This window comes from Priestia aryabhattai B8W22, assembly GCF_000956595.1.
In the GTDB taxonomy this organism is placed as follows: Bacteria; Bacillota; Bacilli; order Bacillales; family Bacillaceae_H; genus Priestia; species Priestia aryabhattai.
This window is the reverse complement of record NZ_JYOO01000009.1, coordinates 42,915-58,970: the sequence shown is the minus strand read 5'-3', so window position 1 is coordinate 58,970 and position 16,056 is coordinate 42,915. Positions and strand designations below refer to the sequence as shown.

The window sequence follows — 16,056 nt, the reverse complement described above, 5'->3', positions numbered from 1 at the left end:
GTGTTAGGTTATCTAACAACCAAAAGAGTTAACACTACACAATATATAAAAGTTCCCTCAAATAATGTTACAATTTGTCCAGTGTATCCCTGTTTCGCATTAAATATAATAAGGGGTAACGTTAGTATTTATCACATACTAGAAGGAATCGTCACAAACGCCTTTATATTTCAGAAAATTCAAATAAAATTTGTTTTTTGAAATGAACTTATTTTATGAAAAGGGGTTTTATGGATGAAAACACAAATCGAGCAAGATGGAATTGTGACGCTCACAGATGAGACGCACAATCAGCTGAGCGGCAGCGATCTTTGGAATGAAGATTTACGTCCTACTACGATGAAAGAACATTCTTGGAAAGGAGTTAACTTTGCCACGCTTTGGATTGGGATGTGTCTGTGTATTCCAGCTTACACAATGGCAAGCGGAATGATGACGCTTGGAATGAACTGGTGGCAAGCAATTGGTACAATCTTTTTAGGAAATGTGATTGTTCTTATTCCTATTTTGCTTAATTCTCACGCTGGAACCAAGTTTGGCATTCCTTATCCAGTATTTGCCCGCCTGTGGTTTGGAGATAAAGGAGCACATATCCCAGCACTGGCTAGGGCCATTGTGGCTGCTGGGTGGTTTGGAATTAATACATGGATTGGAACGGAAGCAATTGATACACTACTAAGCGCTTCGTTTTCATCTTGGAATGGTTTAGCTGGTCATACAGCCATTGTATTCGCTCTCTTTTGGCTTTTAAATGTAGGAGTGGCATATAAAGGACCGCAAGCAATTAAAGTATTAGGAGCGATTGCTGCTCCGGTTATTGGTATTTCAGCTATTATTCTTTTTATATGGGCTTATACAAACTCAGGAGGGTGGGGCCCCATCTTATCTACGCCTTCTAAATTTACATCTACTGGAGAATTTCTAGCTGTATTTTTCCCTGCTTTAACCGGAGTCATTGCATTTTGGGCGACGCTCGCTTTGAACATCCCGGATTTTTGTCGATATGCTAGAAGTCAGAAATCTCAAATGGTTGCGCAAACCTTCTCTTTGCCGTTGACGATGAGTATTTTTTCATTTATTGGAATTGCTGTCACCTCGGCAACCATCGTTATATTCGGAGAAGCAATTTGGGACCCAGTGGCGTTAGTAGCTAAATTCCCTCCGTTTATCATTTTCTTAGGAACAATCGTTATCGTGCTTTCTTCTTTAACGATTAATGTGGGAGCAAATATTGTGGCGCCGGCCCGTGCAATTGAGAATCTGAATCCAAAGAAAATAACGTTTGCCATGGGGGCACTGGTTACCGGTATCTTTGCTATTTTGCTTCAGCCATGGTACATCATGTCTAATTTCGGGAACTATATCTTCGGCTGGCTTGGAACATATGGGGCGCTGCTTGGTCCTATAGACGGCATCGCCATTGCTGACTACTGGCTTGTAAGAAGGAGACAGATGGCATTAAAGGATTTATACGAGGTAAACGGTCGCTATAGTTATTCAACAGGTTTTAATAAAAACGGTATTTATGCATTAGTAATTGGCGTAGCCATACCCGTTTTAGGTTTACTAATTCCTGGACTGCGCTTTTTATGGGATAATGCCTGGACATTTGGTTTATTCATTTCTATCATCGCTTACACGTATCTCATGAGAGGAGATAAAAGTGTATTAGCGCCGGGGGAATATGAAGAAATAACGTTAAAAACAAGCGAAAAACCGATTATTGACAGTCAAACGGCTGATCCAACCATCACCAAATAAATAAGGTTAATCCAATCATTAACATGATTGGATTTTTTTATGTTTTAAAACTGCATGGAAGAAAATTGATAAAATTTTTTTTAGTTTTTTATTGATTTAAGAATTTTTTTTTCATATAATTTAAGTAATAAAAAGATGAAATCGTTTTCTGATGTAATTAATGTAAACGATTTCGATAATTAAAACTTATTTTTTAAAAAATTAACAGGTTTAGAGCTTTTTTTGCTACATAAAGAAAGCGTTTACTTAAGGGGAAGGTGGAAAGCAAGATGGATGCATACTTATTAGCTATTACAGTTGTCGCAATTGTTATTGTTATTGTAGGTGTTTCAGTTTTTAAATGGCATGCGTTTATCAGTTTAACGGTTGCGAGTTTGTTTTTAGCAATTGCTTCTGGGTTATCAATGGATAAAATTGTTGCCGCTTACGAAACGGGAGTGGGCGGTGTTTTAGGCCACTTAGTAGGAATTTTAGCACTGGGAACAATTTTAGGTAAGCTGATGGCTGATTCAGGTGCTGGCATGCAAGTAGCGGATTATTTCGTAAGAATATTCGGTGTGAAAAGATTGCCGTGGGCAATGCTAGTAGCAGGTTTCATTATTGGTATTCCTGTTTTCTTCGAAGTAGGAATTTTAATCTTACTGCCTTTAGTTATTTCGATTCATAAAACAACAAAACAAAATATATTATTGATTGCTCTGCCAGTTATTGCAGGATTATCAATTGTTCACGGTCTCGTTCCTCCTCATCCAGGAGCGATGGCAGCTATTAGTATTTACGGAGCAAATACGGGGAAAGTGCTTTTATACGCGTTAATCATTTCAATTCCAGCCGCAGTTATTGCTGGACCAGTTTTTGCAAAATGGGTTCACAAACGAGTGGTTCCAGAAGGAGAGCCTGATCTAATTCGTATCACGACAACATCAAAAGATCTTCCTGGTACAGGCGTTTCGTTCTTTGTCATTTTACTGCCCGTTCTATTAATGGTCTTAGCAGCTATAGCACCTGTTATTAACGGATTGCCAAGTGGCCTAGTGAAATTTATAGAACTAATAGGAAGTCCATTGATTGCACTATTAATTTCTTGTTTTGCAGCGTTTTACCTGCTTGGAAAACGTCAAGGTATGACAAAAGATGTGATTAAAAAACTAACGGAAGAATGTTTGCTTCCTGTAGGATCTATTGTCTTAATTATTGGTGCAGGCGGTGGCTTCAAACAAGTATTAATCGATAGCGGAGTAGGTACAACGATTGGTCAAATGTCTGAACATCTATCTCTATCACCACTGGTACTTGCATTTTTAATTGCTGGATTAATCCGTATTGCTACAGGTTCAGCAACAGTTGCATTAACAACAGCAGCGGGTATTGTTTCACCAATCATTGAGCACATGTCTGGTGTTAACTTAGAACTTCTGGTTATCGTTACGGGCGCGGGTTCACTAATGTTCTCTCACGTTAATGATGCTGGATTCTGGATGGTGAAGGAGTATTTAGGATTAACAGTAAAAGAAACGTTCAAAACATGGACTGTTTTGGAAACGCTTCTATCCTTTATTGCTTTTGCAGGAGCACTTATTCTAAATGCAATAATCTAAAAATAAGACTCTTTTACTCTATGTAAAAGAGTCTTATTTTTTTATGAAAGAAAAGAATTTACTAGAAAAATAATCAAAATATTTTATTTATTCGTTAAATTATGGCAAAATAGAAATAGAAGAACAATAGCTTCTAAGAAGGGAATGACAGAGAGTGAGTAATCAACTAGTATTTTTCACAAACTTTTCAGAAGGAAAATTAGATTCAGACGTTTCTTGGTATTGTCCACCAGCTCAATTTCAAATTGATACGGAAACGAATCGATTAGTGATTAAAACGGACGCTAAAACAGATTTTTGGCAGCGGACTCATTATGGCTTTGAAGCGGACAATGGACACTTTCTTTACCGTGAAGTAGAAGGCGACTTTGAAATCATGACCAAGGTGCATACATATCCAGTTAATCGCTACGATCAAGCAGGTCTCATGATTCGTGTATCAAAAGATACGTGGATCAAAACGTCAGTTGAATACAATCCCGATGGACCTAACCAATTAGGAGCAGTCGTAACCAACCAGGGCTTCTCAGATTGGTCCAGCCAAAATTTTACTCAAAACAAATCAGCGCTTTATTTTAAAATTCAGCGCAAAAACGATGATTACACCGTTTGTTATTCAAGTGATGGAGATTCCTGGACTCAGCTCCGACTCGCTCACTTATTGCACTCATCCAAAGAACCTGTTCAAGTTGGAGTTTACGCTTGTAGTCCTCAAGGAGAAGGATATGAAGCCCAATTTGATTTTATAAAAGTAGAAAAGCTTTAAACGAAAAACACGATTTAGTCACAGCTAAATCGTGTTTTTTATTTAGAAAGCACATTATCTAAAGGCTGTGTGGCAGCAGTGGGTGTCGGTTGATTGTGTAAAGCAATTTTTTGCTTGAAATAGCTTATGACAAACCCTGTAATCGCAATGGACATAACAGAGAAAATTCCTTTTGAAAATCCAATTGAATACATGCTCGACAGCACGACAAGGAAATCAAATGAAAAATTCACTTTTCCAGGATCCCAACCGAATTTTCGCTGCGCGAATAACGCGAGAATATTAGCACCGCCGAGAGAAGCTCCGTTCATAAATAAAATGGATAAGCCAAGACCGGCAATTAGTCCACCCGTAACAGCACCCATCAGGCTAGGAAGTGTAAAAGCAGGAAGCAAGTGATCGAGTGAAGTGAGAAGTGATAGCAAAGACACTGATCCTATAGTTGTGACGGTAAATTTCCATCCCATTTGAAAGAAGGAAAAGAGATAAAACGGAATATTAATGAGAAAAAAGATCACCGCAAACGATAAAGGAAGGGCATATGACAAGCTAAGAGACAGACCAGCTGTTCCCCCCGTCACGACGTGAGAGTGCCGCAAGATAAGAACACCAATACTTGCAATCGTACATCCAAGAATAATCCATAAAACTTTTTTCATAAATAAACCCCTTTGTTTGTTTTTTCGGAATTTTCATTTTCAATTATCTACTTTAATGATAGGATATTAAATAAAGAAAACACATGTATAAATGAAGGAAATAATACTTGTTCTGTTATCAACTTGAATAAAGATTTTATTTATTATATTCATTTTGAAAGGAAGGGTTTGTATGGATCAAATCGATGCACAATTATTGTTTATTTTGCAAAGAGACGGGCGTATGACGATTAGTGATTTATCAAAAAAGCTTGCTCTTAGCCGTCCAAGCGTATCAGAAAGGCTGCAGCGTCTTCAGGAACGAGGAGTGATTCAGCGTTTCAGCGCTACGGTGTCTCCGAAAGCTTTAGGAAGAGATACACAGCTGTTTATTCAAGTAAGCGAATTAAAAAGAAAACCAGAGGAATTTGAAGACTTTATTGAGCAAAATGAAGACGTGCTTGAATGTCATCGCGTAACGGGGCCGGTTTCTTACTTTATCAAAGCAGCCGTGTCTGGAATGGATGGACTTAGAATGCTCGTGGATGAACTGATTCCTTATGGAAATGTGAATACCTCAATTATTTTAAAGTCGCCTGTAGAAAACAGGATGATTAGCCCTATACAAAAACCGGCCCCATAAGAGGCCGGTTTTTTTGTGTAAGGACATATTAATAAAATCCTTTAATAATATAAAAATGATTTTGTAAAATATCAGGTATTTCTTCTTCTGAAACGTTCCTTTTCGTCTTTTTCCCACCATCTGTTACAGTTAGCGTTTCACCAGAGAGGGTAATGCGCCCTGTAGATGTTGCGATAGTAACAAGACGATTGTGTACAAACGGAGAATCGGCTGACGTTTGATTGAACTCACACATAGGAGTAAAGTCAGTCAGTTTCTTAGAAAGCGTAGACACACGGTACAGCGTTTTCCATACATCATCTTCCCATCGCTGCAAATCATACATATGCTCAGCAACGTTTGTCATACGATAAGAGCCGCTTACATCTCTTACTACTTCGCCATTTAAAGGCATTGGCTTGCGAACAGAATCTCCAAATCCAACGTCTACGATGTAAGACTGATTTTCAACCGTCACAAGGTTTGTAGCGTGACTCCCTTCAATTGTCCACGTTCCGTCGGGTTTTTTGACGGTAGCTGAAACGTAAGAGACTTCATATCCGCTTTCTTTTAACAGCCAGCCAAATAGGCCGTTTAATTCATAGCAAAATCCTCCACGCAAATTCACAACTACTTTTTGAAAAATCCGTTCTAAATCAATGATAATAGGGGTTTGAGACAAAACGTCTAAGTTCTCAAAAGGAACATGAAGCATGTGCTTGTTCTGTAAAGCAGCTAAGCTTTCATACGTTGGGCTATCCGGTTTCTTAGCTAAAAACCGACTAAAATAATAAGTAATATTCATCAAATGCACCTCTTAGTAAATCATTTCTCTCGGTCTTCAAGCTTAGCAGAATGTTCATGCAACAGCGCTTTTTTGACTGTTTCTTTGGAAGCAAACCCTTGCAGTACGCGGCTGCCAATTTTTAAAGTTGGTACCTCCGTTACATGAGCGTCTTCATAGGCATAAGCTAAGCTATCTTTATGAACTTGTTCAAACGTCCGGTCTTTTAAGATACGCGTAAATATCTCTTTATCTAAATGCAGAGAATCAGCGATTTCTGCTAAGACTTCAATCTGGCTAATATCTTTTTCATCTTCCCAATAAGCTTTAAAAACAGCATCTACATAGGTACTTTCTTGACCATGTTTTTTAGCAAAATGAAAACCTTCATGCGCTAAATGAGTGCGCGGGACTGCGGACATGTCCGGCATCTTCATTTCTACGTGTAGCTGTTGTGCTAAGGGAGCTATCGATCGATTCCAAGGTCTCTCTAAAAAATCTTCTACTTGCTCCATCTGTTGGGTTGGCTCAGGACAAAGTTCAAAAGGCTTCCATTCAATCTCAGCTTTTTGTTCTTTACTGACTTCTCTTAAAGGCTTAGCGGCTAGAAAACATAGTGGACAGACAAAATCAAAATAAAATTCAGCATGCGCTTTCATCCCGTCACGCTCCTTTACGGCATGTTTTTATTTTATCAAAAGTAAAGATGATTCTTCCAACTTGGGAACTGTGGAAAAATAGTTGACAAAATTGGATAACTCTTTCTATAATATAGTCAATACATATCACGAGCGATTAGTTCAGTGGGAGAATACATCCTTGACAGGGATGGGGTCGGGGGTTCGAATCCCTCATCGCTCATACCAAAGCCGTTTTCTTATTAATAAGAGAGCGGCTTTTCTCTTTATTTAGTGAAGGTGCAAGATATAAAAAGAATTTTATATTGTAAATCGTAATCATTACGTTTAAAATGAATAAAAAGATGATTGGTTATAAAGGTGAAGGGTGGAGTGACCATGAATGAAAAGATGATGGAGGTTTTTGCAAGAGATATTATTGCTTCTCTTCCTAGTAATAAACGAATGTTATATCAATTCATTGAAGGAGTCGAAGATCGTTTAGCACAGCAGGCCGAAACAAAAGCGCAGTTTTTGACACTTCTCAAAGAACACTCTCCTCATCACCAAGCAGCTAATCGATTTGGGATGACCATTTACGAAACGGTTGCTTTCATGCATGAGATTGAAGATGAAATTAGTGAAAAGCTAGAAAGGAAATTAGAAAGATACAAGTGGATAGATTATACGGATTATGCTACATATTCAAAACAAGCCAGTGATAGTTCTCACTATTACCTTACTATTTGTTAGTTTACTGACTTTTTATATTACAGGTGTATGAACTGAAAATAAGTTTGAATTCAAAAATGAGTGTATATCCAAAAGCGGCTTGTGTGATTTGAAATTTTGAGCGCGTATAGAAGAATTAAAGTATAATGAAACATAGTGCATCAGGTCATGATAAAGATAATCACTAATTTAAAATAAATGAGGGTACAAAATGAATCAAAGAAGTTTTAGTCAATATGGTCTTAGCGATAAGGTAGTTAAGGCACTTTCTAGCCTGCAATACAATAATCCTACGGAAGTACAAAGCAAGGTGCTTCCCATCGCGCTAGAAGAAAGAGATGTGGTCGTGAAGTCTCAAACAGGGAGTGGAAAAACGGCTTCCTTTGGTATTCCACTGTGTGAATTAGTTAATTGGGAAGAAAATAAACCACAGGCGTTAGTGTTAACACCTACACGAGAGCTGGCTGCACAGGTAAAAGAAGACATTACCAATATCGGCCGTTTTAAGCGAATTAAAGCAGCTGCTGTGTACGGTAAATCACCATTTGCTAAGCAAAAAGTAGAGTTAAAGCAAAAAACACATATCGTTGTAGGTACGCCTGGACGAGTGCTTGATCATATAGAAAAAGAAACGCTTGCATTAGAGAAAATTCGTTATTTGGTTATCGATGAAGCCGATGAAATGCTGAATATGGGCTTTATTGACCAAGTAGAAGCAATTATTCAACGTCTTCCTAGTGAGCGTGTAACGATGCTTTTCTCAGCTACGCTTCCTGAAGATATTGAAGAGCTGTCTCGCAAATATATGAAGAAGCCAGTTGATGTTGAAATCAAAGCGAACGGATTAACAACAAGCACGATTGACCATTCTGTTATAACAGTAGAAAATGAACGTAAATTTGAACTGCTGAAAGCCGTAACTACAGTAGAAAACCCGGACAGCTGCATCATTTTTTGCCGCACGCAAGAGCAGGTAAATACGCTGTTAGATGATTTAGATGATCTTGGATATCCTTGTGATAAAATTCACGGGGCAATGGTGCAAGAAGACCGTTTTGACGTTATGAATGATTTCAAAAAAGGGAAATTCCGCTATTTAGTGGCGACAGATGTAGCTGCGAGAGGAATTGATATTGATAATATCACGCACGTTATTAACTACGACCTTCCGCTAGAAAAAGAAAGCTACGTTCACCGTACAGGAAGAACGGGACGTGCGGGTAAAAAAGGGAAAGCTATCACATTTGTAACGCCTTATGAAGAGAGAATGCTATCGGAAATTGAAGAATATATCGGTTTTTCAATTCCAACATCCACTCCTCCTTCCAAAGAAGAAGTACAGCAGGCAGCATCCGCTTTTACTGAAAAAATCAATGAGCGTCCAGAAGTTAAAAAAGATAAAAGCGAGTCATTAAATAAAGACATTATGAAGCTGTATTTTAACGGAGGAAAGAAAAAGAAAATTAGAGCGGTTGATTTTGTAGGAACAATTGCGAAATTAGACGGAGTAACCGCAGACGATATTGGAATTATTACGATTCAAGAAAATGTCTCGTATGTGGAGATTTTGAATGGAAAAGGTCCCAAAGTATTACAAGCAATGAAAAACAAAACAATTAAAGGAAAGAATTTAAAAGTTCATAAAGCGATTAAATAGCAGGAAGAAGTCCATCTTTTTAAAGATGGGCTTTATTTATACAGCCAATAAAGGAGTTGAGAGTATGAAGTACATAAAAGAAGCGTGTGTAGAGGGATATGAGCAGGCAAAAAAAGCCGAAAAGCTAGGAGCAGACCGCATTGAATTATGTGACAATCTTAGTCAAGGAGGCACTACGCCAAGTTACGGCACCATTCAATATGCAAGCGAACATCTTGATACAGATATCAATGTGATTATTCGCCCAAGAAGCGGCAACTTTGTATATTCCGAGGCAGAATTTCAAATTATGAAAAAAGACGTTAAAGCATGTAAAGACCTTGGAATAAATGGAGTAGTATTTGGTATTTTAACAGAAGAAAGTGAAATTGATTACGGGCGCACTAAAGATTTAATAACAGAAGCTCGTCCTTTAAGCGTTACGTTTCATATGGCATTTGATGAACTTCATGATAAATATAAAGCCATTGATGTACTTAGTGAACTGGGAGCAGACCGTATTTTAACTAAGGGAGGGAAAAGATCTGCTCTTCAAAACTTGCAGGTGATTCGAGAACTGATTGCATACGCCGGTGACCGTATTATTATTTTGCCCGGCGGAGGAATTCATGAAGGAAATGCGGGTCAAGTTATGACAGAAACAAAAGCAGCTGAATTACACGGAACAAAAATTGTAGGAGATTTATCTCGTTAAATAAAAAGAGGCTGGAACAAAAGTATTTTAGTTCAAGTGAAAAACGAACCATTAATCAATATGTTTGATTCGTGGTTCGTTTTTTTGATGGTGAATATAGTTTCATCTGTTTCGTTCCTTCTAGCAGGTGATTGGAGGGCAAGGCGAAGACTCCTGCGGGAACAGCGGAACAGATGAGACCCCGCAGGAGCACAAGCGACGAGGAGGCTCAGCGGCCGCCCGCGGAAAGCGAAGCCTTGCACGGAAATCAACTGCGGTGTAATAAGCAGTCCAGCTCATCTATCTCATTTGTTCATCTTTAGGTTGGATTCATTTCGTTATGTCTCAACCTCTTTTATTTTGATGTATTTTCTTTTGTTGCTAAGCCGCTCGTCATTTTGGTACGCTGAAAGAAAAAAGAACCTACGACGAGTACAGCAATTAAAAGAGTTAAGAAGAACTGGGAACGTAATGAATCAATAAATGCCATGGCAATAAAAATACTAGTGATGGCAAGGATTGTAGCGTAAGTTAAGTAAGGAAATAACCACATTTTAATTTTTAATGCTTCAGGATTTTCTTTTTCATATTTTTTTCTCATTTTAATCTGTGAAAATGCAATAACCAGATAGACAAGAAGTGCTACGCCACCTGATGCATTTACCAAGAATAGAAAGATTTTGTCCGGTGAAATGTAGTTAAAGATGACGCTGATGTACGAGATAACTGTACAAGCTAATATCGCGCTAACCGGTACGCCCTTTTTATTTAATTTTGAAAAGCTTTTTGGCGCATCACCATTTTGAGACATGGAAAACAACATACGAGAACTTGTATATAGACCAGAATTCAGACAGGAAAGAACAGCTGTTAAAATAATAAAGTTCATAATTTGAGCTGCGGCCGGTATATTCACTAATTCAAGAATAGATACAAATGGACTTTTCATTAGGCTTGATGAATTCCATGGAAGCACGGTTACTAAAATAAAAATAGATCCTAAATAGAAAAACAAAATGCGATAAATAACGGTATTGGTCGCGATGGTAATGGCTTTTTCAGGCTGAGAAGATTCACCTGCCGCCGTTGCGACAATTTCTGTTCCCATAAAGGAGAACATGACAAGGGCAATGCCTAAAAATACAGAACTAATTCCATTCGGTAAAAAGCCGCCTTTGTGCAAAAGGTTGGAAGTGCCGGGAGAATCGATTCCTGGAATAAATCCGCAAATAATAGCTATACCTAAAAGTAAAAAAAGAACGATGCTAACAACTTTAATGAGTGAAAACCAATATTCAAATTCACCGAAAGATTTAACAGAGTACAGATTGGTCATCGTTAATAAAAAAGTAAGAGCCAGGCTGACTCCCCAAGACGGCAAAGACGGGAACCAGTATTGAATAATATTTGCACCCGCAATGGCTTCAACAGCAATAACGATAACCCAGAAAAACCAGTAGAGCCAGCCAATCGTGTAGCCGGCCCACGGGCCTAATGCCTCTTTTGCATAAGTGGAAAACGAACCGCTGGAAGGATTTGCAGTAGACATTTCGCCAAGCATTCGCATGACTAAAATAACGAGCAAACCAGCAAATGCGTACGAAAAGATAGAGCCCGGGCCAGCGGTGTTAATGAGTGATCCGCTTCCGATAAACAATCCAGCCCCAATAATTCCTCCAAGAGAAATCATGGTAATGTGCCGGATTTTTAACTCTTTTTTTAACTGTGGCTGTGGATGGCTGTTCATTTGTGACCTCCTATATAACCTGAATTTTTAGTTAATATGGAGAATTATAGTATGTTATAAGGTGCAAGGACAGGATGTTGTTAGAAGTTCTTTCATGTAAAAAACCGAATATGAATTGCTGCATTCATATCCGGCTTACTCTGACACAGACATTCATTATGCGTGTAAAGTACCTGATTAGCGTCTTTTTTCTTTCTCATGATAAGCAATGCAGATGAATTTCTTATGAATGTTGGCTGAAAATTAGCTGAAGGATCGTTTTAGATCCGTTAATCAAAAGAGGTATATATCTAAGTGAAGGATAACGTAGAATAATTTTCAAACTCTCTGTAAAGCGCTAAATGCGGGTTTCCCTTTCTGAAAACGGGTATATATAGTAGTAAGAAGTTTATTCTTTTGCTAAGTATAAAAGAAAGATGTGCTATAGAAACAGGAGGTTATAAATAATGAAACATGTTGAAGTAGTAGAAAAAGGAGCGAATATTAACGAAGCAGTTAATCAATTTGCAGATAAAGGTTTTGAGAAAAATGAAGTATACGTGTTTACCTATGACAAGGAAAATTCTAAAAATTTAACAGAAGTAACGGACACAAATATTATTCGACTGTCTGAAGAAGGTCCTTTACATTCAGCAGCGAGTTTATTTTTAACAAGAGAAGATGAGCTTCGAACAAAAATGGCTTCGCTAGGTTTATCAAAAGACGAAACAAAAAAATATGAAGAAGAGTTAAAGAAAGGCAGTGCGATTGTGGTAGCTGCTACAGGGGAAAGAAAAGACGTTTAATTTTGATAGATAGATGCTGGTGCATCTATCTTTTTTACTGTTTTTTCAATATATGATTGATAAAACTAATGGTATTAGTTAAAATAAAAACTAATACCATTAGTTTTTATTTTGATAATAGGGGATGAGGAAATGAGAATAGTTCGTGAGAAAATGTTGTATCAATTGACGTTTTTGCCTCGCTTTTTTCCAGTGAATTGTTATTTAGTCGAAGAGAAAGACAGTCTTACGTTAATTGATGCAGCTCTTCCTTACAGCGCGTCAGGTATTTTGAAAGCTGCAGTTCAAATTGGAAAACCGATTACTCGAATTGTTTTTACACATACTCATGAAGATCACATCGGAGCGATTGATACGTTGAAGAAAAGTTTGCCGAATGCTTCTGTTTATATGTCGCAAAGGGATTATCGATTATTTTCAGGAGATTTCACACTCGATTCTGAAGAACCTCAAAACCCAATCCGTGGAGGAATACCAAAACTAGGAAAGATTTCAACTAAAATTGATCATTTCATCGAAGAAGAGTCTTATATAGGCTCACTTGCTCCTATTTTTACACCTGGACATACACCTGGGTCTATGTCTTTTTTAGACGAGAGAACGAACGCATTAATTGCCGGAGATTCTTTCCAAGTGCGAGGAGGAGTTGCGGTATCAGGTCAGTTAAAACCGCTGTTTCCGTTTCCTGCCTTTGGAACGTGGAGCAAAGAGCTAGCGCTTAAAAGTGCAGAAAAGCTATATGAACTAAACCCGTCACTTCTTGCTGTTGGACACGGAAAAATTCTTTCTCAGCCGCTAAAATTGATGGAAAAAGCAATACAACAAGCAAAAGTAAAAATAGAAAAAAGGAGATGAAGGGATGTCGCCGCGACAAGGACTAGATTTCAAAAAGGTGATTCAAACAGGTGAAAGTTTGGCCAATCGGGAAGGATTTTATGCTGTTACAATTGCTACATTAGCCAAAGAACTAAATGTTCGTCCACCGTCTTTATATAACCATATAAAAGGGTTAGAAGAGCTGCGCAAAGAACTGGCTTTAAGTGGACTGCAGCAGCTATATTATCTTTTAAAAAGTGCTGTTGAACATGCTTCTAGAGAAGAAGCTGTTTCTCGGCTAAGTAAAGCGTACGTTTCATTTGTAAGAAAATCTCCCGGAATATACGAAGCAACGGCAACGGTAGCACCAAGGATACAGGATAAAGAAGTACAAAAAGCATCTGATAACATCGTATTTTTAGTGCTGGAGGTGTTGAAACCGTATCATCTTCCAGAAAATGAAGCCCTTCATGCTGTTAGAAGTCTTCGCAGTATTTTACATGGGTTTTCTTCTTTGGAGCAGAAAGGGGGATTTGGAATGTCATTAAGCGCTGATGAGACTCTAGACTTTTTAATCCGTACGTTTGAATTGGGGCTACACCGGTATAAACAGACCACATAAATTTCATTAATGCCACTAAGCCTAATGCTTTAGTTGAAATTGAAAAAAAAGAGAAAGAATGATAGATTACAAATAAAGACATTTATTCCTATTGTTTTAGGGTTGTTACTGATGAAGCAGGCAAAACCTAAGCTGCAAGGACAGAAAAAGGTAGTTTCTGTTTGTTGCTGTTTAGGTATTTTTTGTTTTTGTTTAAAATAACCAGCCCTTTTCATTTGTTTTATAAGGGAGAAATCTTCTGAGAATGGAGAGAAGCAAACATGCTTAATTCAAGAATGATCGTCATATTAAGAGAACTAATGTCCGTACAGTCTACATTATCAACCGTTACGAGTGAATATTTAGCAACAGTAAATCAAGTATCTTCTCGAACTATTCGAACGGATATAAAACAGCTAGATGACATTTTGTCTCAGTACGGAGCTAAAATTAAATCAGCTCGTGGGACAGGATATGAACTTAGCGTTTTAGATGAAAAACAGTTCCATCACCTATTAAAAGAACTTTCGGCTAATCAATTATTTGATGCAACTTCTATTCCAACCGTTCCTGATGACCGCGTGCATTATTTAATTAAAAGATTGCTGCTAGCAGACGAATATTTGAAGCTCGAAGATTTAGCAGACGAGTTGTATATTAGCAAGTCAACGGTTCAAAACGATTTAAGAGATGTTAAAAAACAGCTGTGTAAATATGATATTCTTTTAGAAAAACGTCCTAACTATGGCTTGAAAGCTAAAGGGGACGAAATGAAAATGAGATTCTGTATGTCTGAGTACATATTCAACCGAAAAGATAAAGAAATAGATATGGTATACAATAAAATATCTATCCTGCCCCAAGAATCAATCTTAACGATTAAAGCCCACATTTTAAATCAAATAAAAAGATACAATATTATGGTTTCAGACATTGGATTAAACAATTTAATCATTCATTTAGCGATAGCTTGTAAGCGAATACAAGAAGAAAATTTTATCTCTTTGTATTCAGAAGATCTGCTTGAGATTATGGAGCATAAAGAATATGAAGTGGCAGCTGAAATTGTGAGGGAAATTGAAAAGGCATTCAAGATTCGTTTTCCGAAGTCAGAAACGGCATATATCGCCATTCATTTGTTAGGTACAAAAATGCTCAACAATAGCAATCATGAAGAAAAAGAAGTGAAGCAGTTTATTGACACAAATATCTATGAATTAACTGCAGCTATATTAGAAGCAATTGAAAAAGAGCTTCATTTAGGAATTAGTGAAGATTCAGAGCTGATTCTTGGCATGAGTTTACATTTGAAACCGGCTATCAACCGCTATAAATATGGAATGAATCTGCGAAACCCGATGCTTGAAGGAATTAAGAGTCATTACCCTCTCGCTTTTGAAGCTGGGATTATTGCTGGAAAGGTTTTGAAAAATCGCCTTGAAATTGACATGCATGAAACGGAAATTGGCTATTTAGCTTTACATATTGGAGGGGCCATTGAACGTCGGAAAATTATCAATCAGCCTAAGCGCTGTTTGATTGTATGCGCATCGGGAGTAGGGAGTGCCAAGCTATTATCATATAAGCTGCAGGCTACGTTTGGATTAAATCTTACTATTTTAGGAACAACTCAGTATTATAAGCTCCACCAAATGTCGCTGCACTCTTTAGATTTTATTGTTAGTACCATTCCAATTCCAGATGATCTTCCTGTTCCTGTAGTACAAGTAAGCACAATTCTAGGAAACAATGATTTTAAAAAAATTGAATGTTTAATGAAGAATAAACCGCAGTCTTCGTTAGAATACACGAAAAAAGAATTAGTATATTTACAGCAAGAATTTCAAACAAGAGAAGAAGTGCTTCATTTTTTAGGAGAGAAATTAACTCATCTAGGACTAGTTCCTTTTCAATTTATAGAATCTGTTTTTGAAAGAGAAGCTGCATCACCAACAAGTTTTGGCAATCTCGTTGCCATTCCTCATCCTATGGTTCCTCAAACGGATACGACGTTTTGGGCCATTTGCACGTTAAAAAAACCGATTATGTGGGAAGGAAACCTTGTCCAATTTATTTGTCTTTTAAGTGTAAAAGCAAATAATCAAGGCGATTTGCAGAAGATGTACAGTTTGTTAGTCCGCGTCGTAGATGATAAGCAGGTCGTGCAGCGCTTAGTAAAGTGCAAGGATTATGAGGAGTTTATAGAGGTATTTATGAAAAATATTAGATAAAAAAGAAGTCCAAGAGAGGGCTTCTTTT

The 16,056-nt window shown here is 37.6% G+C and carries 16 protein-coding genes and 1 tRNA gene; 13 read left to right on the top strand and 4 right to left on the bottom strand.

The window, feature by feature from the left end; translation table 11 throughout:
- Positions 1-234 precede the first annotated feature (234 nt).
- The 3 genes from N178_RS09105 (at position 235) to N178_RS09095 (ending at position 4,125) form a co-directional block, all read left to right on the top strand.
- Positions 235-1,761: an NCS1 family nucleobase:cation symporter-1 gene (locus N178_RS09105; RefSeq protein ID WP_028412331.1), complete on the top strand. Its 1,527-nt coding sequence runs from the start codon at positions 235-237 to the stop codon at positions 1,759-1,761.
- Between the two features lie 269 nt (positions 1,762-2,030).
- Complete coding sequence (locus N178_RS09100; RefSeq protein ID WP_045291876.1) at positions 2,031-3,359, top strand: GntT/GntP/DsdX family permease; 1,329 nt, start codon at positions 2,031-2,033, stop codon at positions 3,357-3,359.
- A gap of 154 nt (positions 3,360-3,513) precedes the next feature.
- Positions 3,514-4,125, top strand: coding sequence for a DUF1349 domain-containing protein (locus N178_RS09095; protein ID WP_045291875.1), 612 nt, complete (start codon positions 3,514-3,516; stop codon positions 4,123-4,125).
- Between the two features lie 38 nt (positions 4,126-4,163).
- Here N178_RS09095 and N178_RS09090 read toward each other — a convergent pair whose 3' ends face one another.
- Entirely contained in the window at positions 4,164-4,784 is a 621-nt protein-coding gene (locus N178_RS09090) for a YitT family protein (RefSeq protein ID WP_045291873.1), read from the bottom strand.
- Positions 4,785-4,956: 172 nt separating this feature from the next.
- On the opposite strand from N178_RS09090, the gene N178_RS09085 reads away from it, so the two are divergent.
- Positions 4,957-5,406: an Lrp/AsnC family transcriptional regulator gene (locus tag N178_RS09085; protein WP_045291872.1), complete on the top strand. Its 450-nt coding sequence runs from the start codon at positions 4,957-4,959 to the stop codon at positions 5,404-5,406.
- A gap of 28 nt (positions 5,407-5,434) precedes the next feature.
- Here N178_RS09085 and N178_RS09080 read toward each other — a convergent pair whose 3' ends face one another.
- Together N178_RS09080 and N178_RS09075 are read right to left on the bottom strand one after the other, a co-directional pair.
- A complete protein-coding gene (locus N178_RS09080) occupies positions 5,435-6,190 on the bottom strand; it encodes an arylamine N-acetyltransferase family protein (RefSeq protein ID WP_045291871.1) in 756 nt (251 codons plus the stop codon).
- A 20-nt stretch (positions 6,191-6,210) separates the two neighbouring features.
- Positions 6,211-6,828, bottom strand: a complete 618-nt coding sequence (locus N178_RS09075) for a DsbA family oxidoreductase (RefSeq protein WP_045291870.1) — start codon at positions 6,826-6,828, stop codon at positions 6,211-6,213.
- A 130-nt stretch (positions 6,829-6,958) separates the two neighbouring features.
- Here N178_RS09075 and N178_RS09070 point away from each other — a divergent pair.
- From N178_RS09070 to N178_RS27800, 5 genes are all read left to right on the top strand, one after another.
- Positions 6,959-7,030: transfer RNA gene (locus N178_RS09070), tRNA-Val, on the top strand.
- Between the two features lie 155 nt (positions 7,031-7,185).
- Positions 7,186-7,539: a hypothetical protein gene (locus N178_RS09065; protein WP_045291868.1), complete on the top strand. Its 354-nt coding sequence runs from the start codon at positions 7,186-7,188 to the stop codon at positions 7,537-7,539.
- Between the two features lie 190 nt (positions 7,540-7,729).
- Complete coding sequence (locus N178_RS09060; RefSeq protein ID WP_045291867.1) at positions 7,730-9,175, top strand: DEAD/DEAH box helicase; 1,446 nt, start codon at positions 7,730-7,732, stop codon at positions 9,173-9,175.
- A 64-nt stretch (positions 9,176-9,239) separates the two neighbouring features.
- Complete coding sequence (locus N178_RS09055; RefSeq protein WP_045291865.1) at positions 9,240-9,869, top strand: copper homeostasis protein CutC; 630 nt, start codon at positions 9,240-9,242, stop codon at positions 9,867-9,869.
- A 127-nt stretch (positions 9,870-9,996) separates the two neighbouring features.
- Positions 9,997-10,131, top strand: a complete 135-nt coding sequence (locus tag N178_RS27800) for a hypothetical protein (RefSeq protein WP_014461531.1) — start codon at positions 9,997-9,999, stop codon at positions 10,129-10,131.
- Positions 10,132-10,203: 72 nt separating this feature from the next.
- Here N178_RS27800 and N178_RS09050 read toward each other — a convergent pair whose 3' ends face one another.
- Positions 10,204-11,595 carry an amino acid permease gene (locus N178_RS09050; RefSeq protein WP_045291864.1) on the bottom strand — a complete coding sequence of 464 codons (1,392 nt, stop codon included), beginning with the start codon at positions 11,593-11,595 and terminating at the stop codon, positions 10,204-10,206.
- Between the two features lie 446 nt (positions 11,596-12,041).
- Here N178_RS09050 and N178_RS09045 point away from each other — a divergent pair, with 446 nt between their 5' ends.
- The 4 genes from N178_RS09045 to N178_RS09030 all read left to right on the top strand — a co-directional run bounded on the left by N178_RS09045 (position 12,042) and on the right by N178_RS09030 (position 16,028).
- On the top strand, positions 12,042-12,380 hold the full coding sequence (locus N178_RS09045; protein WP_045291863.1) for a YflT domain-containing protein: 339 nt from the start codon (positions 12,042-12,044) through the stop codon (positions 12,378-12,380).
- 132 nt (positions 12,381-12,512) lie between these two features.
- Complete coding sequence (locus N178_RS09040; protein ID WP_045291862.1) at positions 12,513-13,235, top strand: MBL fold metallo-hydrolase; 723 nt, start codon at positions 12,513-12,515, stop codon at positions 13,233-13,235.
- A 4-nt stretch (positions 13,236-13,239) separates the two neighbouring features.
- Entirely contained in the window at positions 13,240-13,818 is a 579-nt protein-coding gene (locus N178_RS09035; protein WP_045291861.1) for a TetR/AcrR family transcriptional regulator, read from the top strand.
- Between the two features lie 260 nt (positions 13,819-14,078).
- Complete coding sequence (locus tag N178_RS09030) at positions 14,079-16,028, top strand: BglG family transcription antiterminator (protein ID WP_045291860.1); 1,950 nt, start codon at positions 14,079-14,081, stop codon at positions 16,026-16,028.
- Positions 16,029-16,056 lie beyond the last annotated feature (28 nt).